This is a genomic window from Anaerosinus sp. (assembly GCF_965318445.1).
Map to the genome: position 1 here is coordinate 90,347 of NZ_CBDNNH010000021.1, position 22,192 is coordinate 112,538.

The 22,192-nt window shown below is 34.4% G+C and carries 22 protein-coding genes and 1 rRNA gene; 3 read left to right on the top strand and 20 right to left on the bottom strand.

The window, feature by feature from the left end; translation table 11 throughout:
• Positions 1-28: 28 nt before the first annotated feature.
• From ACWZFG_RS10940 to ACWZFG_RS11025, 18 genes are all read right to left on the bottom strand, one after another.
• Complete coding sequence (locus ACWZFG_RS10940) at positions 29-358, bottom strand: small basic family protein (protein ID WP_147670752.1); 330 nt, start codon at positions 356-358, stop codon at positions 29-31.
• A gap of 1 nt (position 359) precedes the next feature.
• Entirely contained in the window at positions 360-1,049 is a 690-nt protein-coding gene (locus ACWZFG_RS10945) for a DUF881 domain-containing protein (protein ID WP_147670754.1), read from the bottom strand.
• Positions 1,050-1,064: 15 nt separating this feature from the next.
• Positions 1,065-1,802: a cell division protein FtsQ/DivIB gene (locus tag ACWZFG_RS10950; RefSeq protein WP_309320718.1), complete on the bottom strand. Its 738-nt coding sequence runs from the start codon at positions 1,800-1,802 to the stop codon at positions 1,065-1,067.
• A 309-nt stretch (positions 1,803-2,111) separates the two neighbouring features.
• The gene (locus tag ACWZFG_RS10955) at positions 2,112-3,041 is read right to left on the bottom strand and encodes a D-alanine--D-alanine ligase family protein (protein ID WP_177505759.1); all 930 of its coding nucleotides are present in this window, start codon (positions 3,039-3,041) and stop codon (positions 2,112-2,114) included.
• Between the two features lie 16 nt (positions 3,042-3,057).
• On the bottom strand, positions 3,058-4,311 hold the full coding sequence (gene murA, locus ACWZFG_RS10960; RefSeq protein ID WP_147670760.1) for a UDP-N-acetylglucosamine 1-carboxyvinyltransferase: 1,254 nt from the start codon (positions 4,309-4,311) through the stop codon (positions 3,058-3,060).
• Positions 4,312-4,479: 168 nt separating this feature from the next.
• Positions 4,480-5,859, bottom strand: coding sequence for a UDP-N-acetylmuramate--L-alanine ligase (murC, locus tag ACWZFG_RS10965; RefSeq protein WP_177505758.1), 1,380 nt, complete (start codon positions 5,857-5,859; stop codon positions 4,480-4,482).
• Between the two features lie 78 nt (positions 5,860-5,937).
• Positions 5,938-7,050: an undecaprenyldiphospho-muramoylpentapeptide beta-N-acetylglucosaminyltransferase gene (murG, locus tag ACWZFG_RS10970; RefSeq protein ID WP_455577630.1), complete on the bottom strand. Its 1,113-nt coding sequence runs from the start codon at positions 7,048-7,050 to the stop codon at positions 5,938-5,940.
• Between the two features lie 36 nt (positions 7,051-7,086).
• The gene (gene spoVE, locus ACWZFG_RS10975; RefSeq protein WP_418626654.1) at positions 7,087-8,190 is read right to left on the bottom strand and encodes a stage V sporulation protein E; all 1,104 of its coding nucleotides are present in this window, start codon (positions 8,188-8,190) and stop codon (positions 7,087-7,089) included.
• Between the two features lie 12 nt (positions 8,191-8,202).
• Complete coding sequence (gene murD, locus ACWZFG_RS10980) at positions 8,203-9,564, bottom strand: UDP-N-acetylmuramoyl-L-alanine--D-glutamate ligase (protein WP_177505756.1); 1,362 nt, start codon at positions 9,562-9,564, stop codon at positions 8,203-8,205.
• A gap of 91 nt (positions 9,565-9,655) precedes the next feature.
• Positions 9,656-10,657 (bottom strand): phospho-N-acetylmuramoyl-pentapeptide-transferase, encoded by a 1,002-nt coding sequence (gene mraY, locus ACWZFG_RS10985; protein WP_455577631.1) that lies wholly within the window; start codon positions 10,655-10,657, stop codon positions 9,656-9,658.
• 14 nt (positions 10,658-10,671) lie between these two features.
• The gene (locus ACWZFG_RS10990) at positions 10,672-12,033 is read right to left on the bottom strand and encodes a UDP-N-acetylmuramoyl-tripeptide--D-alanyl-D-alanine ligase (protein ID WP_418626652.1); all 1,362 of its coding nucleotides are present in this window, start codon (positions 12,031-12,033) and stop codon (positions 10,672-10,674) included.
• Complete coding sequence (locus ACWZFG_RS10995) at positions 12,033-13,520, bottom strand: UDP-N-acetylmuramoyl-L-alanyl-D-glutamate--2,6-diaminopimelate ligase (protein WP_418626651.1); 1,488 nt, start codon at positions 13,518-13,520, stop codon at positions 12,033-12,035. Before ACWZFG_RS10995 ends, ACWZFG_RS10990 begins: the two co-directional genes overlap by 1 nt.
• Before the next feature lie 74 nt (positions 13,521-13,594).
• Positions 13,595-15,304 (bottom strand): penicillin-binding transpeptidase domain-containing protein, encoded by a 1,710-nt coding sequence (locus tag ACWZFG_RS11000; RefSeq protein WP_177505752.1) that lies wholly within the window; start codon positions 15,302-15,304, stop codon positions 13,595-13,597.
• A gap of 46 nt (positions 15,305-15,350) precedes the next feature.
• A complete protein-coding gene (locus ACWZFG_RS11005; protein WP_177505751.1) occupies positions 15,351-15,710 on the bottom strand; it encodes a septum formation initiator family protein in 360 nt (119 codons plus the stop codon).
• A 33-nt stretch (positions 15,711-15,743) separates the two neighbouring features.
• On the bottom strand, positions 15,744-16,676 hold the full coding sequence (gene rsmH / locus ACWZFG_RS11010) for a 16S rRNA (cytosine(1402)-N(4))-methyltransferase RsmH (RefSeq protein ID WP_177505750.1): 933 nt from the start codon (positions 16,674-16,676) through the stop codon (positions 15,744-15,746).
• A gap of 13 nt (positions 16,677-16,689) precedes the next feature.
• On the bottom strand, positions 16,690-17,121 hold the full coding sequence (mraZ, locus tag ACWZFG_RS11015; protein ID WP_177505749.1) for a division/cell wall cluster transcriptional repressor MraZ: 432 nt from the start codon (positions 17,119-17,121) through the stop codon (positions 16,690-16,692).
• 168 nt (positions 17,122-17,289) lie between these two features.
• Positions 17,290-18,102, bottom strand: a complete 813-nt coding sequence (locus ACWZFG_RS11020; protein WP_177505748.1) for a polysaccharide deacetylase family protein — start codon at positions 18,100-18,102, stop codon at positions 17,290-17,292.
• Between the two features lie 49 nt (positions 18,103-18,151).
• Positions 18,152-18,934 (bottom strand): prolipoprotein diacylglyceryl transferase, encoded by a 783-nt coding sequence (locus tag ACWZFG_RS11025; protein WP_455577632.1) that lies wholly within the window; start codon positions 18,932-18,934, stop codon positions 18,152-18,154.
• Between the two features lie 392 nt (positions 18,935-19,326).
• Here ACWZFG_RS11025 and ACWZFG_RS11030 point away from each other — a divergent pair, with 392 nt between their 5' ends.
• Positions 19,327-19,527, top strand: a complete 201-nt coding sequence (locus ACWZFG_RS11030) for a DUF1858 domain-containing protein (protein WP_418627343.1) — start codon at positions 19,327-19,329, stop codon at positions 19,525-19,527.
• A 67-nt stretch (positions 19,528-19,594) separates the two neighbouring features.
• On the opposite strand, the gene ACWZFG_RS11035 is transcribed toward ACWZFG_RS11030, so the two are convergent.
• Positions 19,595-19,942 carry an ASCH domain-containing protein gene (locus ACWZFG_RS11035; protein WP_147670790.1) on the bottom strand — a complete coding sequence of 116 codons (348 nt, stop codon included), beginning with the start codon at positions 19,940-19,942 and terminating at the stop codon, positions 19,595-19,597.
• 215 nt (positions 19,943-20,157) lie between these two features.
• On the opposite strand from ACWZFG_RS11035, the gene ACWZFG_RS11040 reads away from it, so the two are divergent.
• Positions 20,158-20,868: a M48 family metallopeptidase gene (locus tag ACWZFG_RS11040; RefSeq protein ID WP_455577633.1), complete on the top strand. Its 711-nt coding sequence runs from the start codon at positions 20,158-20,160 to the stop codon at positions 20,866-20,868.
• A 117-nt stretch (positions 20,869-20,985) separates the two neighbouring features.
• Positions 20,986-21,702 carry an SIMPL domain-containing protein gene (locus tag ACWZFG_RS11045; RefSeq protein WP_455577634.1) on the top strand — a complete coding sequence of 239 codons (717 nt, stop codon included), beginning with the start codon at positions 20,986-20,988 and terminating at the stop codon, positions 21,700-21,702.
• Positions 21,703-22,087: 385 nt separating this feature from the next.
• Here ACWZFG_RS11045 and rrf read toward each other — a convergent pair.
• Positions 22,088-22,192: ribosomal RNA gene (gene rrf / locus ACWZFG_RS11050) — 5S ribosomal RNA — on the bottom strand; the annotation flags it as partial.

Sequence of the window (22,192 nt, forward strand, 5' to 3'; positions counted from 1 at the left end):
TATTAGGATAAAAGTCTTAGAAAACCGATCATTTCTTTAAAAAATAACGTCTAATAATTGCCAAGTTTTGAAATATGCGTAATCCAAATGCCAGCATTGCCACATAATAAAGATCTATCCCTAATCTATCTCCGATATAAACTAAAACTGCAGCCATTAATGCATTAGTAAAAAATCCTGTAATAAACACCGTATTATCAAATTTTTCTTCCGCAGCTGCTCTAAGCCCACCGAACACTGAATCCAACGATGCCAACAATGCAACTGAAAATAATTTCGCATATTCCTGAGGAATTGTAATTTGAGATAACGTCCCAATAATAATCCCAATAATAAGTCCAACAATAGGTAACGTCATTTTACTTTTCCTCCTTTACCGGTTGCGCATAAGAAAAATGATATGTGCCTTTATATGCAGGAACATGAATATTTTCCTCTGGTTTAATATTTACTTGAATTCCCCAAAATTGTAAAGTTTCCACTACACCTCCGCGCATTTTTAAGGAATTTTCTAAATTTTTCTTATCCCCAATCGCACGAATTTCATAAGGAGGTGAGTATCTTGTATTATTCACTGATAAAGTAGGCCCAGCACAACGTATCTCAGAACTAGAAATTAAACGCTGCTCATTAATCGAAATTACCTCTGCACCAGCAGCCCATAATTCATTAATAACCTTTAAAATATCATCATCATGAATTAAATATAAGTTCGGATTTTCACCTGTTTTCGTTTGTCTCTTACTATCATCAATTGTAACTACAACCCCTGGTCCATCAACTGCAAGTAATCCAGCTCCCATTTTTAAGCTCTCTATTTCACCCGATTGAACTTCTTTACTCGAACTTCTTTTTAAGCTTTCAACTTCTTCTAAAAGCAAATCTCTTTCCTTTTCTGCTTGCAAAAGTCTCTGCGATAAATCTTCTATTCTTTGAAAAGGAACCGTTGAGCGGATATCTTGCGTTGTTCTAAATTGAACAGCCAGCATCAGTCCTAAAACCACACAAACCAACGCAATTGCCGCCTGCCCCTGTCTTATTGGCAACATTTTACTCCTCCTTAACTATTGTTTGAATTTTATAAATGGCGAAGCAAAAGTTAAATCAATATATTCTATTGCTAAATTCGTTTGCTTTAATTCTTGCAGAAATTCTTCAGTAACTTTTGCTTTTTCTTCTACCCTATCCATACTCCCAATACGCACTTGAACTGCATTATTCGTATAAGCTACAATTTGTTGATTATTTGCTAAATTGATTTCCGAAATCTGATTTAACGTTGCCTCATTTAACATTGCCAAATATACCAAAGTCTGTTTTATATCAGGTTGCTCTACTGAGTCTCCAACGTATAATCCACTTAAACTAATCCCTGTAAGCATTGGGATGTGAATCGTTTTTAAATTTTTATATGCAGTTAACACAATTCCATGTTTGTCCACTTCTACAAAACCATACTCACATGCAATACAAGCAATTGGCATTCTCTCTGTAACATTAATTTGAATCGTACTCGGAAACTTTCTTGTAACATCAACATCTGCAATTCTTAAATCTTTTTTTAGTTTCAATTGAATTTCTGTTGTATTCAATCGAAAAATATTTAAGTTTTCTGGTATACCTGCAATCTTATAAATTTCATCTTGTTCAATATACTTATTTCCTTCAACAATAACACTTCCAACCGTAAACATCTCCGATGTAATAAAGGAAAAGCATGTAACACTAAAAATAAAAATAAATAATAACGTTAAAAATAATTGTTTCGTTTTTCCTTGCTTTGCCACGGAATCAGTATTCAAACGAGATGTCTCCATTTTATCACCTCGATTCTTAATAAAATAAAACTTGATTCAGATGGAGTTAAAACTCTACCTAAAATTCAGTCACATTCATCCACAAATTACCGCTCTTTAAGTTTCACTTATAACAAATAGAATTCTATAAGCCTAACACCGAAACAAGTAATTTTATTAAATCTTTGTTTCGTAAAATGAGCAAATAAATTTAATAACTTAAATTATACAATAACTTAAAACTATAGATAAAGCAACTTATAAAACCATCTTAATTTTAAGATTGGGCTCAACTCTAAAAGTTGAGCCCAAAAATTATTTTGTTGCCATCAATAATAATTTTTCACATAATTCTTCAAAAGAAATACCAATAGCTTTCGCCGCTTTTGGGACAAGACTTGTTTCAGTCATTCCAGGAACTGTATTGACTTCCAACACATATGGAACATTATCAGCCCCTAACATAACATCTATTCTGGCAATTCCTTTACATCCCAATAGCTTAAAGGTTTTTAATGACATTGCCTGAATTTTTTCTGTTAAGTTATCATCAATCTTAGCTGGAACAATATAATCTGTTGCCCCTTTTGTATACTTAGACCGATAATCATATTTTCCCGAATGAGGTACAATTTCAATAATTGGCAGCGCACTCTTCTCCTTATCACCCCATACAGCAACAGTTAATTCTCTGCCTTGAATAAACTCTTCAACAAGAATATGTTCACTATATTTAAAGGAGTCTTCTATTGCTCTCTTTAAATCATCTACATTTTCTACAATGCTCACACCAATACTAGAACCTTGTGTAGATGCCTTAATTACTACAGGCAAAGAATATTCTTGAATAATTTCTTTTGTAATATTCTCTGATAAATCAGATCTTTCATACACGGTAAAACGTGGAGTGGATACATTCCCTGCTACAAATAAGCGTTTAGAAACCACTTTATCCATTGCTAATGCATTTGCCAAAACCCCTGATCCTGTATAAGGAATTCCCAAGAGCTCTAAAGCCCCTTGTAAATATCCGTCTTCACCATACTTACCATGAATTGCATTAAATACAATATCACACTTGCACTCTTTTAACTGATCAAATAAACGAGTCGGTTCAATTTCTAATCCTACAGCATTATATTCTTTATTTTTTAATGCTTGAAGAATAGCCTTTCCTGTATTTAATGAAACTTCGCGTTCAGCCGAAGGTCCACCCATCAGTACAACAATTTTTTTCTCCTTCATTCATCCAAATCTCCCTTTAGTCTTTTGCCCTAATAATTAAAGCACCTAGACTTTGCAAATTTATTTCAAAATTTTCATATCCTCGATCAATATGCTTAATATTTTCTATTGTAGAAGTTCCTTCTGCACCTAAGGCGGCTAAAACTAAAGCCCCACCTGCTCTTAAATCCATAGCTTCAACCGTTGCGCCTTTTAAGGTATTTACACCCCGAACCACAGCACTACGTCCTTCAACTAAAATTTTTGCGCCCATACGAGCTAACTGATCTACGTGTCGAAATCTATTTTCAAAAATAGTTTCGGTAATAACACTCGTACCCTCTGCTTTGCATAGTAAAGCCATCATCGGCGCTTGCAAATCAGTTGGAAACCCAGGGAATGGTAATGTTTTTATATCTATACCACATATTTTTTCTGCTTTAATTCTAATAAAGTCATTTCCTAATGAAATTCTAGCACCTAGCTCCGCCAATTTGTCAATCAAAGCAAATAAATGTTCAACTGTGATATTTTCAATCACTACATTACCATTTGTTATTGCACCAGCCAGCAAAAAAGTCCCAGCCTGAATTCTATCGGGCATAATTGTATACTCAACTGGATTTAATCTTTTGACACCATCAATGTAAATGGTATCATTACCGGCTCCATGAATTTCAGCACCCATTTTAATTAAAAAATTTGTTAAATCAACAATTTCAGGTTCTCGAGCTGCATTGTGAATAATCGTTCTTCCTTCTGCCAAAACCGCAGCAAGAATAGCATTCTCCGTGGCTCCAACACTGGGAAAATCAAAGACAATTTTCTCACCAACCAAGTGAGATGCACTTAATGTAATCACTCCATGGTTCTCATCTACAAAAGCGCCAAGTCTTTCTAATGCTTTTATATGCAAATCAATTGGTCGATGTCCTATTGCACATCCACCTGGATAAAATATTGATGCCGTTCGGAAACGCCCCATAAGCGCTCCCATTAAAAAAATAGAAGCACGCATTTCTCGCATCAAATTTTCAGGTATATCTGTTTTATTTATCCCTTTTGCATCTATAAACAGCGTATTATTTTGATAAATAATTTCAGCTCCTAAATATTCCAAAATCCTCTTCATTAACATTATATCACTTAAATTAGGAACATCATGAATAACACTAGTACCTGCACATAATATACTAGCCGCCATAATTGGTAAGGCTGCATTTTTTGCTCCACCAATTCTAATATGACCATTTAATTGTACTTTACCTTCGTTGACGATAAACTTCTCCATCGCCGCTACCTCCTAGAAAAGTACAACCACCCTATATCCGCTGGCTAACAAAGTCTAACCCCACCTCTTTAGGCGGAAGTAAAGAACCTCCATAAGCCCTTGGATTATTCGTCTACCTTCAAGGGAGTTAGAACTGCCTTTGAATCAGACTTGTTTATGTAATTTTCATTACTTTTCTGAACTTAATAAGTCTACTAGTTCCTCACCCGTACGATAAATGTCCCCAGCGCCCATACTCATAACTAAATCGCCAGGCTTTACTACAGCCTCTAAATAGCCTGCAATATCTTCACGATTTGCAATATATACTGCTTCTTTACCTGTTTGCTTCTCAACCTCTTCCTTTATTACTTCACCATTAATCCCCGGAATAGGTTCTTCACCAGCTGAATAAATATCAGTTAAAACTAATAAATCTGCTGCTTCAAAACAAGAACCATATTCCTTACGTAAAAATTTAGTCCTTGTGTAACGATGAGGTTGAAATGCACAAATTAATCGATTGGGATTTGTTTGCCTTGCAGCATTTAATGTCGTGCTTATTTCTGTTGGATGATGGGCATAATCATCGACAATCCATACATCTTTTACTCTGCCCTTCGTTTGGAAGCGTCGTTTAGCTCCATTAAAGCAACGAAGTCCTGCTGCAATTTCTTCAATGGACAAGCCAATTTGATCCCCTAATGCAATCACAGCTAAAGCATTTTCGATATTATGCTTTCCTGGGATGTTGAGCATAATCGTTCCCATCTTTTCTTCATGATAATAAACATCAAAAGATGTACCCGCACCATTTGTACGAATATTTTTTGCAATATAATCCGCAGGATAATTTATGCCGTAAGACACAAATTTCCGTTCAAGATTCTGTGCAATATCACGAATATGCGCATTATCGAAACAAAGAATAGCTAAACCACTTTCCTTAGGAAGATTATTTAAAAATTGCTTAAATGTTTTTAATATATTCTCCATACTTCCATAAAAGTCCATGTGGTCATTTTCAATATTTGTTACAATCGCCATCTGGGGCGATAATTTCAAAAATGAACCATCACTTTCATCAGCTTCAGCTACTAAATATTCACTTTCACCAAGTTTTGCATTACTGCCAAAATAATCAACTTCTCCACCAATAATAATCGTCGGGCTTTTTCCAGTATGATCCAAAACAACTGATGCCATAGATGTCGTTGTCGTTTTTCCATGCGCACCAGCAACAGCAATTCCTTTTGCATGATTCATTAAAAAAGCTACAATATCAGAACGATGAAAAACTTTAATTCCTGCCTCTTTTGCCGCAACGACTTCTGGATTTTCTGCAGAAATTGCAGTAGAAACAACAATCGCATCTTTTTCTTTAATATTTTCTTTTCGATGCCCCTTATAAATAAATGCACCTAATCCTCTTAATTTTTCAACGATTTCAGACTCATTTAAGTCTGAACCGGAAACTTCATAACCTTTTTCTAATAAAATTTTTGCAATTGCACTCATGCCGGCACCACCAATACCGACAAAATGAATTTTTTTCATTGTCTTTAACAACAACCGTTCTCCCCTTTCTTGTGCGTCAACTTCTTTTATCTATGCGTGCTCTATTTTATGCGAACATAACGAAATCTGTTACGCTTTAGGAAGCATCTGAATGGCAATATCAGCAATGTCACTTGCTGCATTGGGTTTACCTAATGCCTTACTAGCTTTCGCCATAAAAGAAAGTTTCCCTTCTTCTTGTAACAAATTATTAATAATATCAATCAATTTTTTTCCCGTAAGCTCTTTGTCAAGAATCATTATTCCCGCACCAGCCTTTTGCATCGCTAGTGCATTATGTTCTTGATGGTTTTCAGCCGCATATGGGTATGGAATCAAGATAGCTGGAATTCCTCTGGCAGTTAATTCCGCAAGTCCAATTGCCCCAGCTCTAAAAATTGCTAAATCAGTAGCAGCTATTGCATCTGGCATATTATACAAATAAGGTTTTATGATAATATTGCCGACTTTTTCAATATCTATACTTTTTCGTCTAATCTTTGCGATAATTCCATTATACTCATCTTTTCCTGTAACGTGTAATAACTGAATCTCTTTATTTCCTGCAAAATGAGCATGAACATCAATCATTGCATTATTTATGCTCCTTGCACCACGGCTCCCTCCAGAAATTAAAATAGTCTTTTTATTTACATCTAACGCAAAATTTTCAATTCCATTTTCTCTACTTGCCGTTAAGACTTCTTTTCTTACTGGATTTCCAGTAAAAACTACTTTATCGGAATGAAAATACTTCTGTGAATCTGCATATCCAACCGCAATATGTCGAACGAATTTTGCTAAAATTTTATTTGTAATCCCGGGAATGACATTTTGTTCTTGAATCATCGTTGGAATTCCCATTAAGCTTGCTGCCAATAATATTGGTCCGCAGACATATCCACCCGTTCCAATCACAATATCAGGATTAAACTCCTTAATAATTTTTTTTGATTCCCAAATACTATGTATTGATTTACATAAAACCTTAATATTCTCCGTAGTAATCTTTCTTGCAAACCCCTTTACATGAATTGTTTTAAAAGCAATCTTTTCTTTCGGCACAATATCTGCTTCTAAGCCAAATTCCGTTCCTACATATAAAACTTCACAATCTTTCACTTTTTCCTTTATCATTCTAATCAAAGTAATAGCGGGGTAGATGTGTCCACCTGTCCCGCCACCCGAAACTATCATTCTCATTTTTTATAAACACTCCTTACAGAATGTAAATCACACTCATTTCAAATTCACGTATCGTGAGATGTTAAGCAGTATCCCAACACCAGCTAAAGTAAAAATCAAAGCAGATCCGCCAAAGCTTAAAAATGGTAATGGAATACCCGTAACTGGCATTGAAGCCGTCACAACTGCTATATTCATTAATGCCTGCACCAAAATCATTGTTGTTAAGCCTGCACTTAATATACTTCCATAAATATCAGGTGCCAGCATTGCCGTTTTTAATCCTCGCCATGCAAACAAAAAAAATAAAATTAATACTAAAACAGTCCCAATTAAGCCTAGTTCTTCTCCTAGTATAGAGAAAATAAAATCAGTATGTGGCTCTGGTAAATATAAAAATTTTTCACGACTGCGTCCCAATCCTACACCAAACAATCCGCCTGATCCTATCGCATATAAAGATTGAATAATATGATACCCCGTATCTAGAGGATCTGCCCAAGGATTACTAAAAGCAAATAACCGTTTCAGACGATACGGCTCTAGTAAAACCGCAGCAACAATGCCAATTAAGCCTACAGCACCTAAAGAAAATAAATGCTTAAGCTTTGCCCCAGTAACGAAAAGCAGGACAAAAACTGTTCCAGCAATCGATAACGCAGTACCTAAATCAGGTTCCTTAAGTATCAAGCCAAAAATAACCATTAAAACTGCCAATTGAGGCACAACCGCTTTTTTAAAATTGGTTATCATTGGCCGCATTTTCGCTAAATAGTATGCACTAAATAGCACCATACTTAATTTTGCAATCTCTGATGGTTGAATATAAATTGATCCAAATCCAAGCCATCGCCTAGCACCATTTACCACTTTGCCCATGCCAGGAATGAGTACCATGATCAATAAAATAATTGTTGCAATCAAAATTGGTTTAGAAAACTTCTGCCAAACATGATAGTCCACGTTCATTGTAAAAAACATTGCTAAAATTCCAAGGCCTGCCCAAATCAACTGTCTTTTTAGAAAATAACAACTATCATCAAAATTAACATTTGCTGAAACTGCACTCGCACTGTATACCATAATAATACCTAATCCAAGCAAACACAATACAGTGTAAAAGATTATATAATCTGGAGAACCTCTTTTAGCAATCAAATGAACGACCTCCTATTTTAAATTACATACGAGACGTTTAAATACTCTACCGCGTTCTTCAAATCCATCATACATATCAAAACTAGCACAAGCTGGAGATAACAAAACTACTTGCGGTGGTTTAGCCAAACGATATGCTGCCATAACGGCATCTTCCATGGAATATCCACTTTCATGGATATTATCAATTCCGTTTTCAATCGCAACTTTCTTAAAACGAGCGGCTGCAGCTCCAACTAGAATTAATGCATCTACTTTTTGCTTTATCAACTGCATAAATTCAGTCAAATCTGTATTCTTATCATGCCCTCCAGCAATTAAAATAATGTGTCCAGCAAAGGATTCTAACGCTTTTATCGCTGATTCCGGATTAGTCGCTTTAGAGTCATTGTAATATTGTACTCCATCAATTGTACAAATTGGTTCGATTCGATGTTCTACTCCTGGAAAACTACTAAGAACTCTTATCATATCTACCGGTTTAACACCCGCCAAAAATGCAATCGCAACTGCGGCCAATGCATTTTCGACATTATGCCCGCCTTTAATTTTCAATGCATCAATAGAACAAATTTCATACTTTATGCCATTCCAAACAACAACCAATTGCTGATTCTCAACAAATGCACCCTCAGCTAATTGGGTTAAACGACTAAAAAACATTACCTTCCCTTTTGCACGTTTTGCCATAGATTGAACTTTTTCATCATCAAAATTTAACACTAAATAATCATTTATATCTTGGTTTGAAAAAATAGATTCTTTCACGTTTTGATAATTTTCAATGGATCCATGTCGTGCTAAATGGTCCGGTGTCAAATTTAGAATTGCCGCAACTTTAGGTTTAAATTGGGAAATACCTTCTAACTGATAACTAGAAATTTCCGCAACTACAACATCTTCTTTCCCTACACTAGCAGCTTGCGCAGATAAAGCCATTCCGATATTGCCACCAACTGCGACTTTATGACCTAACAATCCCATAAGCTCCCCTAAAAGTGCAGTGGTTGTTGTCTTGCCATTCGTTCCCGTAATCGCATAGATTGGTGCTTTACTCAAACGATACGCAACTTCTATCTCACTCATCACTTCAATATTTCTCATCTTTGCTTTTTGTATAATCTCAATTCCAATCGGTACTCCAGGTGAAACAATTAAATAATCTAAATTATCTAACATACTTTCCTCTTGAGGTTTCCCAAGCAATAAAGTAACACCACAATTCTTTAGTTCCTGTAAGTCAAATTTTATTTTTTCTTCTGGCTTTGTATCACTTAGTGCAACATTAGCTCCTAACTTCTTACATAGTTTTGCCACGCCAATCCCACTAATTCCAGCTCCTAATACAATTATATTTTTATTTAAAAAATTCATTAAAGAAAACGCCTCCTGCTAAATCGCTAATCTAATCCACTATTCTTCAATAGGCTGTTTTATTCATATGAATAAAACAGCCTATTGATATCTAACCTTGTATTAATAATAAAATTGCCAAAATACTAAACAAAAGACCTACAAACCAAAAAACAGAAACAACTTTAACTTCCGACCATCCAGATAATTCGAAATGATGATGAATCGGACTCATTAAAAACACTCTTTTTCCACGTGTTTTAAAAGAAGTTACTTGAATGATGACCGATAATGCCTCTAAAACAAAAACGCCACCGATAAGGATCAGTAGAATTTCTGTTTTAGTCATTACTGCTACTGCAGCTAAAGCTCCACCCAATGCTAAGGACCCTGTATCCCCCATAAAAACTTTCGCTGGATGAATATTAAACTTTAAAAAACCTAATGCGGCACCAGCAACAGCACTACAAAATACAGCTAAGGCTTCTTGTTCAAAATAAATGCAAACCAAAGCATATGTAAAAGCTGCAATCGTTGCTGTCCCAGCAGCTAATCCATCAAGTCCATCCGTTAAATTCACAGCATTTGTCGTACCAACTAGCACTAAAAAAATCAAAATATAATATAATGCCCCTAAATGAATCTCTTGGTTAAGAAACGGAATCCATAAATCCGTTCCCCGCCCCATATAGTTTTCTGCAATATAAGCCAGCGCTGCTGCCATAATAATTTGCCCAAGCAGTTTTTGCTTTGCTTTTAATCCTAAATTTCTTTTTAAAACAACCTTAATAAAATCATCAATAAAGCCAATAATTCCATGGCCTAATGTAACAAATAACGCCATCCATAGTTCCATCGATGACCAATAGAAGAAGTACCAATTACAAAACAGTGTACAAATTGTCACTGAAGTCAAAATCATAATTCCACCCATAGTAGGCGTTCCTGATTTCGCATAATGACTTTTAGGCCCTTCTTCACGAATACTCTGCCCAAATTTTAAACGGCGTAAAATCGGTAAAAAAAATGGACCTAAACAAAGAACAATCATAGCAGCAAGAGTTACTATACTAATAAGTACCGTAGTAGATGATATATAAGTTAATAATTCCATTCTTTTCCCCCATTTTAAAGCAGATCTATCACTTTTTCCATTTGCATTCCACGCGAACCTTTAAATAAAATTGTATCTTTGGCTTTTAATAATTTTCTCAATGCAACTCCAGCTTCATTATGACTTTTACAATGGATTGCTACAATTGCACCTTTTTGAGCTTCTTCCACAATCCATTTGGACATTTCGCCAACCGCCACAACAATATTTACCCCTGCCTGCACTAGCTTTTGCCCAACTTTTTTATGTGATTGTTCTGATATGTCACCAAGTTCAAGCATATCACCCAATACTGCAACTGAGCGATCTTTCGCCACTTCTTTTAATGTATCAATTGCCGCCATCATAGACATTGGACTTGCATTATAAGCATCGTTAATTACCGTATAATTTTTCACTTGCATTACTGCTAAACGCATTCCACTAGCAGTGAAATTAAACAAGCCACATCTAACTTCATCTGCTGTTAGATTCAAATATTCTGCAACCGCAATCGCTGCTAAGGCATTATAGACATTATGTCTTCCTACCATAGGAAGAGTAAATTCTTCTACCTTTCCCCTATAGTCGCAGCTAAACTTCGTACATGCATTATTCGTTTCAATCTTAGTTGCATTAAGTTTGCAATCATCGCCACAGCCAAATAAAATAAAATCTCCTTTTACTTTATTTTTCATCTGCTTCACATAGGAATTATCCCCATTTAAAATAACAAATCCGCCTGTGTCCATTTCCTCTACCAATTCAGCCTTTGCCAAAGCGATATTTTCCATAGAGCCTAAAAGTTCCATATGCGTTTCACCTACATTCGTAACAATTCCGATTGTAGGCAGCGCAACATTTGCCAATTGACGAATTTGATTAAAGCCTCTCATTCCCATTTCAACAACGGCAACATCATGTATCCTATCCATTTGAAGTAAAGTTAACGGTAAACCAATTTCATTATTAAAGTTCGCCTGTGTCTTTAGCACATTAAATTTACTACTTAGAATCGCCGCTGTCAAATCCTTGGTCGTCGTTTTTCCATTCGAGCCAGTAATCGCAATCACAGGAATCGAAAATCGCTTGCGATGTGCTTTTGCCAAAGATTGATATGCGACAAGCGTATCTTCTACTTCTATAATGGTTGCATCTAAGTTTTCCAATTCACTTTCACTATAGTTTTTACTAATAATCACTCCACTCGCGCCATTTGCAATCGCACTTTCTAAAAAATCATGCCCATCAAATTTTTCACCTTGCAACGCAATAAATAATGCATCCTTTTGAATCTTCCTCGTATCAGTAATAACACCTTTGAACTGATTGTCTTTAACCCTTCGTATTATGCCTTGTGTAGCGGCCACTACTTCCTCAATTGTAAACCCTGGCATTATCTAAGCCTCCTAAGCACATCTCTTGCAACTTCCTTGTCATCAAAATGAATGGTTTTGTCTTTAAGGATTTGATAATTTTCATGCCCTTTACCAGCAATAATGACAATATCCCCCTCACTTGCCATAGAAATTGCTTCTTCAATTGCTGATTTTCTATCTGTAATCTTTTTATGTTTTTTATCGCCAATAGCCTCCAGAACTCCTTCTTCAACTTGCGATAAAATAAACTCTGGATCTTCTGTGCGCGGATTATCAGACGTAGCAATGACAACATCCGATAACTGCGCCGCAATTCTTCCCATAATTGGACGTTTTGTGCGATCGCGGTCACCACCACAACCAAATACAGTAATAATATGCTGCTTTGCAATTTGTCTTGCCGTTTTCAAAATATTCTCAAGTCCATCGGGTGTATGTGCATAATCAACAATAACGCTAAAAGTTTGACCTTCATCCACCAGCTCAAACCTTCCTGGGACGCTCTCAAATGATTCTAATGTCTGTTTTATAACATCTGCTTTAATTCCTTCTGCAAACGCAGCGCCTACCGCCCCCATAACATTATATACATTGAAAATCCCCGTAATCTTCAGATTCAAATCCAGATTTGCAAAATTACTATGGATACTAAACTTAGCCCCATTCGCCAGTACATTAATATTTTCAGCTTTTAAATCTGCATTTTTGTGAATTGCATAGGAAATAGTTCTGCATTCCGATTTTGCAAGCATTGCTTTTGCCGCACTATCATCAATATTAATCACCGCAGTTTTATTTTCTTTACAATTTGTTAATAAAGTTAAAGATGCAAATAATTTTGATTTTGCCTCAATATAATTTTCAAAAGTCTTATGAAAATCAAGATGATCTTGCGTAACATTTGTAAACACAGCAGTATCAAATTCACACCCTGCAACACGGTTTAAAGCAAGCGCATGTGAGGACACTTCCATCACGACATAGTCCATTCCCTTTGCTTGCATATCTGCTAAGATAGCCTGCAAATCGATAATATCAGGCGTTGTATTATGAATTGGCAATATTTCATCTTCTATCATAATTTGAATTGTCCCAATAACGCCAACCTTAAAGCCAGCATTACGCAATATTGCTCTAATTAAATAGCTTGTCGTTGTTTTTCCATTTGTCCCTGTTATTCCAATCATTCTTAATTTTCTTGCCGGATAATCATAAAAATAAGGTACGATTGTCTGTATTGTAGCTTTGACATCATCAACCTTGATTATTGTTACCCCATCAATTTCTACAATGTCTTTTTCAACTAATACAGCAACAGCACCATTTTGTACAGCTTGCAAAATATAATTATGTCCATCCACTTTTGCTCCTGGAATACATACAAATAAACTATTTTTTCCGACTTTTCTTGAGTCATGTTCTATTGTATCAATACACTTATTTCCATCGCCAATAATTTTAGCTTCTGGTAATAAATCAATTAGCGCTCTTATCTTTTTTCCCATTTTCGGTTTCCTCCTACGATTGTCTGTTAAAACTTACCGCCAAAAACAATTCTATATGAATCATTATAAAAAGTCTATTGCTTTTTATTTGAAGTTGCTATTTTTTCGATCTTTAAATAAGTTAATATATCTCCCATTGCATTACGAAAAACAGGTGCCGCAATCTGGCCACCATAATAAGGTCCCACAGGCTCATCAATAACAACCAGCAAAACAATTTGTGGTTTATTCGCCGGTGCAAATCCAACAAAAGATGCAATATATTTTCCCTGCATATATCCACCATCGCCAACCTTTTGCGCTGTACCAGTCTTTCCACCAATAGAATATCCCTCTATATATGCATTCTTCCCAGTTCCATTAGCAACTACACTCTCTAGTACTGAACGAACTTTTGCTGATGTCTTTTCTTCAATCACTCGTTTTGTTGAAATTGGTGAAAAATCCTCTATTATATTACCATTGTTATCTTTTATTCCTCGCACAATTTGCGGCTTATAATAAAGTCCTCCATTAATACACGAAGATACTGCATTTGCTAATTGTAAAGGAGTAACTGCGATACTTTGCCCCATAGCCATAGTCGCCAAGTTTATTGGCACAGCTTTGCTCCGTTTTATCATAATCCCTTTTGCTTCACCAGGTAAATTTACTTCTGTTTCTTTGCCTAATCCAAAATCCTCTAAATAGTCATAGAATTTATCAACACCTAACCTAAGTCCAACAGTAACAAAACCAGTATTACAGGAATTTTCTACAACCTCTTTAAAGGTTTGACTTCCATGTCCTCCATGTTTCCAACAATGAATGGTTCTACCTTGCACATCAATTCCGCCAGAATCAAAAAAATAATCATTTAACTCAACTACATTACTATCTAACGCTGCTGACGTTGTTAATATTTTAAATGTCGAGCCTGGTTCATAGGCATTTGATATTGCAATATTCCGCCAAAGTGATGACGGATAAGCCGTAAAATTATTTGGATTATAATCAGGCCTGCTTGCCATAGCTAAAATTTCTCCCGTATCCGGCTTCATTGCTATCATTGTTACAGCTTTTGCCTGCGTTTCGTGCATTGCCTTGTCAAGTTCTCTTTCCACTATTTGTTGAATCACCATATCAATTGTTAAGTAAACATCATTTCCATCTACTGGCGGAATATATTTATGAATTGCATGTGGTATCTCGCACCCTTTAGCATCGTATTCAATAACAATATTACCTCTAATACCTTTAAGATATTCATCATAGGTAAGCTCTACACCATCTAGTCCTTGGCTATCTAATCCGGAAAATCCAATAATATGACTTGCTAAATTGTCATGCAAATAATAGCGTTCCCCTTCTTCGGTCAAACCAATCCCTGCTAAATTAATTTTTCTCACTAAAGTAGCTTGCTCATCTGTAACTTTTCTCGCAATCCATGTAAACGCCTGACGCTTTTTTAATTTATTTAATGTTTTGCTTGTATCTAAATTCAAAATAGCAGCCAATTCGGCTGCTGTTTTATCAACATTTTCTATTTCTGCAGGTATTGCATAAACAGATTCTATACTATTACTTATCGCTAATTCATTTCCGTTCCGATCAAATATTTTTCCTCTTCTTGCCTCCACAGGAATATTGCGAATACGCTGATTGATTGCATTTTCTGTTAACCATTCACTCTGATAGAATTGAATAAAAACAAGACGGCAACCAAGTCCAATCATAACTATCGCAATAAACAAAAAAAACACCGCTAATCTTCGCCGAACAGTAATTCCTGTTGTTGACGCCAATAGTCTCTCCTCCAATACCAAGAATCGACTATATCAAGAAAATTTGTTAATTAGCATTTTTAGATGCAAAGTAAACTTCTTCTGGCACAACCATTTGCAATTTATCTGCAGCTAACGATTTTATCCGTTGTGGTGATTTTAATCTAGCAATTTCTAATTTTAACTGTTCATTATTTTTTTCTAATTTACTAATCTTCGATTTCGTTTGCACTAACGCATAGCCATTACTAACAATAGCTTCACTTCTAACTGTAGTAATCATCGCCATTACTGCAAATAGCGCAACTAAAATTAAACATTTACTACGTAAAGCAACGTTTAATTTTGGTACTTCTATTCGTGCAGCAGATTCTGAAATACTTTGCTCTTGATATAGTTCATACTCTTCTTTTCTCTTCACTAACATTTGTATTTCCTCCTCAATAAAATTAGAACAAAACTAACGTTTCTCCGCTATTCTTAACTTTGCACTACGCGCCCTAGAATTTTCATTTAACTCTTCCATAGTAGCTACTAAAGGCTTACCAATAATTTTTATTTCAGCCTTATGATTACAAACACAAACTGGCAATCTAGGCGGGCAAACACAGCCTTTTGCCAAAGCTTGCAACGTTTGCTTTGTAATCCTATCTTCTAACGAATGAAAAGTAATAATACATATACGTCCACCTGGCTTTAATAAAGATACTGCATCCTTAAATGCATTTTCTAAAATCCCCAGTTCATTATTTACCTCGATGCGAATCGCCTGAAAAGTCCGCTTCGCTGGATGTCCACCATCTTTGCGTGCCGCTACTGGAATTGCTCGTTTTATAATATCTACTAGCTCACCTGTCGTTTCGAGTAATTTTTCACTTCTTGCTTCAACGATAAACTTAGCAATTCTTTTCGCCCAACGCTCTTCTCCATATTGAAAAATAATCCTCGCTAATTCTTCCTCTGTATAAAAATTAAGCACATCATATGCAGAGAAATTACTATTTGTATCCATTCTCATATCTAGCGGCGCATCTTGCATATAAGAAAATCCGCGCTGCGCTACATCCAATTGATGTGATGAAACACCCAAATCAAATAAAAAACCATCCACTGCCTGAATACCTAGTCCAAGCAAAACATCTTTTAAGCTTTTGAAATTGCTTTGGACAATATCTACTCTACATTTCACATCTGACAACCGCTCTTTGCCAACAGCAATTGCTGTTGAATCTTGATCAATGCCAATTAAACGGCCATCAGCATTTAATTGATCTACAATGCGCTTAGCATGTCCACTTCCACCAAGTGTACAATCTACATAAATTCCACTTGGATTCTTCACTAAACCATTTATCGTCTCTTCCATTAACACACTAATATGATGAAATTCCAAAGTAACCTTCCTCTCATATACCCAAATCAGCTAAATGTTCAGCAATTTCTGTCACAGCAGGAGATAGCTGATCATTATATGAATTCCACGAATTCTTATCCCAAACTTCTACTCTATTTAAAACTCCAATAACAACAACATCTTTATCTAATTTTGCATATTCGCGCAAATTAGCCGGAATAAGGATTCTACCTTGTTTATCGCACTCAATTTGTGTTGCACCAGAAAAGAAAAATCTCATAAAAGCTCTAGCTTCGGGCTTCGATAATGGCAATTGCTTAAGTTTCCCTTCCAATACACTCCATTCAGAAGCTTCATAAATAAACAAACAATTATCAAGACCCTTAGTTAGAATAAAGCTAGTACCTAACTCTTCGCGAAATTTTGCAGGTAAAATCATTCGACCTTTTGTGTCGACTATATGTAAATATTCCCCCATCAACACATTGAATCACCACCAGCAATAAATTCACTCCACAACGTACCACTTTCCACCACTTTTTATGTCCAATTCGTTATTCAGTGAAAAACTCCTGCCATTTTTAATATTTTTCATAAAATTTTTTTTAAAATAGGTCCATTCGCCTATATAAATGATAATATCTATACAAAATCAACTTCTAATCAATCCCATGCGTTGAAAAAAACTAGTCAAATTCACTCTTAAACAAAAACTGCGAAAGGTCTTATCACTTTTAAAAATCGGTATTCTTTCTAGCGCATAAGGATTGCTTGCTTTATTGACATTTCCATATTGAATAGTGAATGCTGCCCTATAACCACACTCTTTTACAATTTTCTCCACATGAGAATTATATGCTCCCGTTGGATAAGCAATAAAATAATCATCCTTTCCCAAATGATAATCTAACGCAGCAGCAGATCCTAAAAGTTCATTTCTTAATATTTCATCATTAACATCGGTCATTGGAATATGCTGCATCGTATGTGAACCTATATAAAATCCATTTTCTTTTAACTCTTTTACTTGATCCCATGTAAGAAAACGTTCATCACTACTAATAAAATCAGTCACAATAAAAATTGTTCCTGTAAATCCATACTTTTTCATCACTGGATATGCATTTAGATAATTATCCACATATCCATCATCAAAAGTGATAAGTAAAGGTTTATCTGGCAATTCTTTATCAAACTCCATAAAATCCATTAAATCTTTTGGACTAATTGTAGTATACCCTTCTGACTTTAAATAACTCATTTGCTGTTCAAATTCTTCTGGTGATACAGATAAGGCAATTTTCATATTATCAACTTTGTGATAATTTAAAATTGTTATATTTGGTCCATCATTTAATAGAGGTCTAAAATTTTCTGAAATCGCTTTTGGACTTGACATAATAAAAGGTAATGCAAGCAATAAAAAAACTAAGATAATTATTTTATACCGTTCAGATTTTTTCATAAAAATCCTCCTCAACCTAACATCAATCAGTAAAGTATTAAATTCGTCCTTAATGAGACATTGTATTCTTTTTATCTATGCGATACTTCAAAATAAAACCTATGCAAATTACCAAAATAAAAAGGCTAAAAATCTGCTCTATATGCAAACCAGGATGTGCGCTAATATATAAAAATCCTAATACAAACCTTCCCATAGCAGCTCCACTTATTCCTAACATAAAGCAAACTCCCGTATAAAATTGTTTCTTTTTACTTTGCCAAGAATTAAAAATACATACACCACTAAAAACAACAACTTGCCAAACTGCTTGATATAATGCTACAGGACGAAAATATTCATATTGCTCGAACCCTGATGGCCGAAACGCATATTCAATATAGCCCGCAATCTTTCCCGTATCCGGCATCCCTATAACGGATTGATATGCAAAATGACCGAATTGATCCATTGCAATTCCAAAGATAACTCCCGGAATTAAAATATCTAACCAATACAGCATAGATATTTTCTTAGACTTGCAATAGTAGTAAAGAACAACTAGAAAACCCAAAAAAGCTCCATATATCGAAAATCCACCTTTAGTGAACTGAAAAATATCTATCCACTGCCCCTCATATAGTCCCCAATTTCGCAAGACATAGACAAGTCTAGCACTTATGATTCCCAATATTATAGATAAAATTAGCACATCTATAACTGGTGAAAAATCTTCATTACGTAATTTAACTTGCCAATAAGTAATGCATAATCCCATAATTATAGAAATACTTATTATCAGTCCATAACAATAAATATTTAAATCACCAATAGATAAAGCCACTATTTCCATAATTTCATCTCCTTTTTTTTTACTGCGTTTTCTATTCTAACTCCAACACTATAAATTTTCCAGTCTATTTTTATATAACTCTTATTAAAATAAAAAAAATATGATATAATAATTTAGTTAGTAAAAATTTATCCGGTGATGAACAGACTTTAATAAAAAGACTTGATTCAATAGAACATATTTTCTCTGAGTCCTAGTCGCACTTATCCTTGGACCTAGTTCCTCGTCTGTGCCCTGTGGGTATAACTCCTATTTGTAGAAAATGGGGACCTTGACGTGGTTTTGTTATCGGATAAAATTGAACTCTGTAAAAATTGGATGATTCATTGGTTTTCAGTCATATTTTTTAGTATTGCTGAATCAACTTTATTTTATCTTAAGGAGGAAAATAAATGCTTATTACAAAAGATATGGGGATTCTTGAAATTGTTCAAAAATATCCACAAACTGTAGATGTTTTCCGCGGCGCTGGCATGGGATGCCTTGGCTGTGCTGCAGCCCGTTTCGAAAATGTAGAACAAGGTGCTTCTGCTCATGGTATTGATGTTGATGCTTTAATCGATGCATTAAACAAAGCGGTAACCGCTGAATAGTTTTTTTACCATAACGAACAAAACGGGTGTTGCGCTTTCCTTGCAACACCCGCTTTTATTTTGCCAATTATTCTGTTACCTCAGAAAAATAGATGACTGTAACTGTATCTTCTGGTGTGATTCTCTTTTTGTAAATCACCTCAAAATCTGCGATAAGCTCCTCTTTAGTCTTTATGTCCGGATTTTGATGCCCTAAATCATTTGATGTCAAATCTGCTATTGTTTTAACTTGTGCTCTATCAATAAAAGCAGTGTACAATTTTCTTTTTGGTTCAAATTTTACACCTGTCGTAATCCAAACAATAGAATTTTCAGGAAAATGGTCGCGTACATCTCCTAAGCGAACAGTACAATTTTTTTGTCTTGCTAAAAGTAATTTTTCGTGTTTCTTGGCTTGGAAATTAAGTGCAAACATTTTATCGCGCTCCTTTAAGTAAAATAAAACCTAATTATGTAAGTTTCCTTTTCTGGAATAAATAAAATTTTATATTCATTCTCATATAAAATTTTACCATGAAAATTACAATTTATAAAGACAATGTAAAGACTAAATTATATAACCTATAAACAACTCTATTTACTAAATTTTACACTATACAAAATTACGCTATGACAAAGGTAGGCTTCCCTATGCAAGTAATTTCTATTAATAAACATAACTATAAAGTAAACATTGAGAAATCGGAACGAAAAACTATTGCAATTCAATTAGTTGCCCCTTATGCGTTAAAAATAAAACTACCTTTACAAATATCAAATAATGAAATAAAGACAATTCTTTTGAAAAAAGCAAAGTGGATTTACAATAAAAATCAGATAATCTTGAAAAATGAATCAATTCATATTAACCAAAATATAGAATTTGATTCTCTAATCCTATTTAAAGGAGAGCTAATAAAAATCTCCCCCTACCATAGCAATTCTATCTCAACAATTTTTTTAGATCAGAATCAACTCTATATTAATTCAAAAAACAAACAAGAAATTGCTAGAGAAATAAAAGCATGGTATATTAAAGAGGCATTATCTTATCTTAACGAGAGAAATATCTTTTGGTGTAAAAAAATGAATTTGAAAATAAATCGTTTAACAATTAAAGAACAAAAAACCTGCTGGGGCAGTTGCTCATCGAAGAAAAATATTAACTATAATTGGCGCATTATTATGGCTCCTTTATCTGTAATTGATTACCTTATCATACACGAATTATCCCATTTGATTCATTTAAATCACTCAGCAGATTTTTGGGATCATGTTGCCTTCTATTGTCCTAACTATAAAGATGAACGAAATTGGTTAAAAAAGAACAGCTATATTTTATCGAGTCTTTTTTCTAAATAAATATAGCTTTTACATAAACAATTCTATATATTAACAATTTAATAACGAAAGCTTATTATACTTTATTGTTTTCGCTTATTAAGTTATTAAGAAAATAAAAATTTGAGGAGGATTATTATGAAGTTTCATAAAATTTTATTAATTGTATCAATTTTATGTATGTTCCATGTAATTACGTATGCAAATGAAAATAATTCACTAACAATTAACACAATCACTGTTGAAGGAAATAGCGAAATGTCTATTGCACCTAACCAAGCAACTATTCAAATTGGAATTACTACCTCGGCAAACGATGCCGGTGAAGCAGAAACAAAAAACAATCAAATAGCAAATCAAATACAAAAAGCTTTAGAATACATAGGCACAAATAAAAAAGAAATCAAAACTACACAATATAATTTTTATCCTATCTACAACAATCAAGAAAATAATCATCACGAAATTATCGCATATACAGTAAGTAATACTCTTTCTATAACATCCTCCGATCTTAGTAAAGTCGGAACAATCATAGATGTTGGAGTAAAAAATGGTGCTACAAATATTAACTCAATTAATTTTACAGTAAAAGATAATGATAATATAAAAAGTACAGCCCTCGTCGCAGCTATCGAAAATGCTAAAGCTAAAGCTGATATCATTGCTAAAACTATTAATAAAAAGATTGTTAATGTAGTCGCAGTAAAAGAAAATAGCATATATTTTCAACCTTCTACTATTTCAAGATACGCCTTAATGAAAAATGAATCTTCCGACAGTACTGCCCCTTCCATAAATCCAGATAATATTAAAGTCAATGCGAACGTAGAGATTATTTTTGAAATTCAATAGAAGCTTCCTTTAATGAACAGATAAAAGCATTCACACTAATGTGAATGCTTTTATTTATTTTCAAGTATTAAATTTTATTTTTCTATAATCTTGCGCATTAAAACTCTTTTTATTTACTTGTCTTCTTCTTTAAATATCCATAAAAGTTTTCTGCTCAACTTTAGCAATTTCTTTAATATTCATCGTGCTTTGCCCTATTGCTTCAATAAAGGAACATAGCTCAAGAATAAAGTAATAATTACCATAAAAATTTCTAATAATTATAGAATAAATGCGTTTTATATTTTTAGTGCTCCCCCATTTCCAATAGTATACATTAAAACTTAAATTTTCGAAACAAATCCAAACAAACGAAAAAGCACTCACTAAAGTGAGTGCTAAACAAAACTGGCATCTACCTAACCTCCCAGGACGTTTCCATCCAAGTACTTTCGGCGTGTATAGGCTTAACTACTGTGTTCGGTATGGGAACAGGTGGTACCCTATAGCT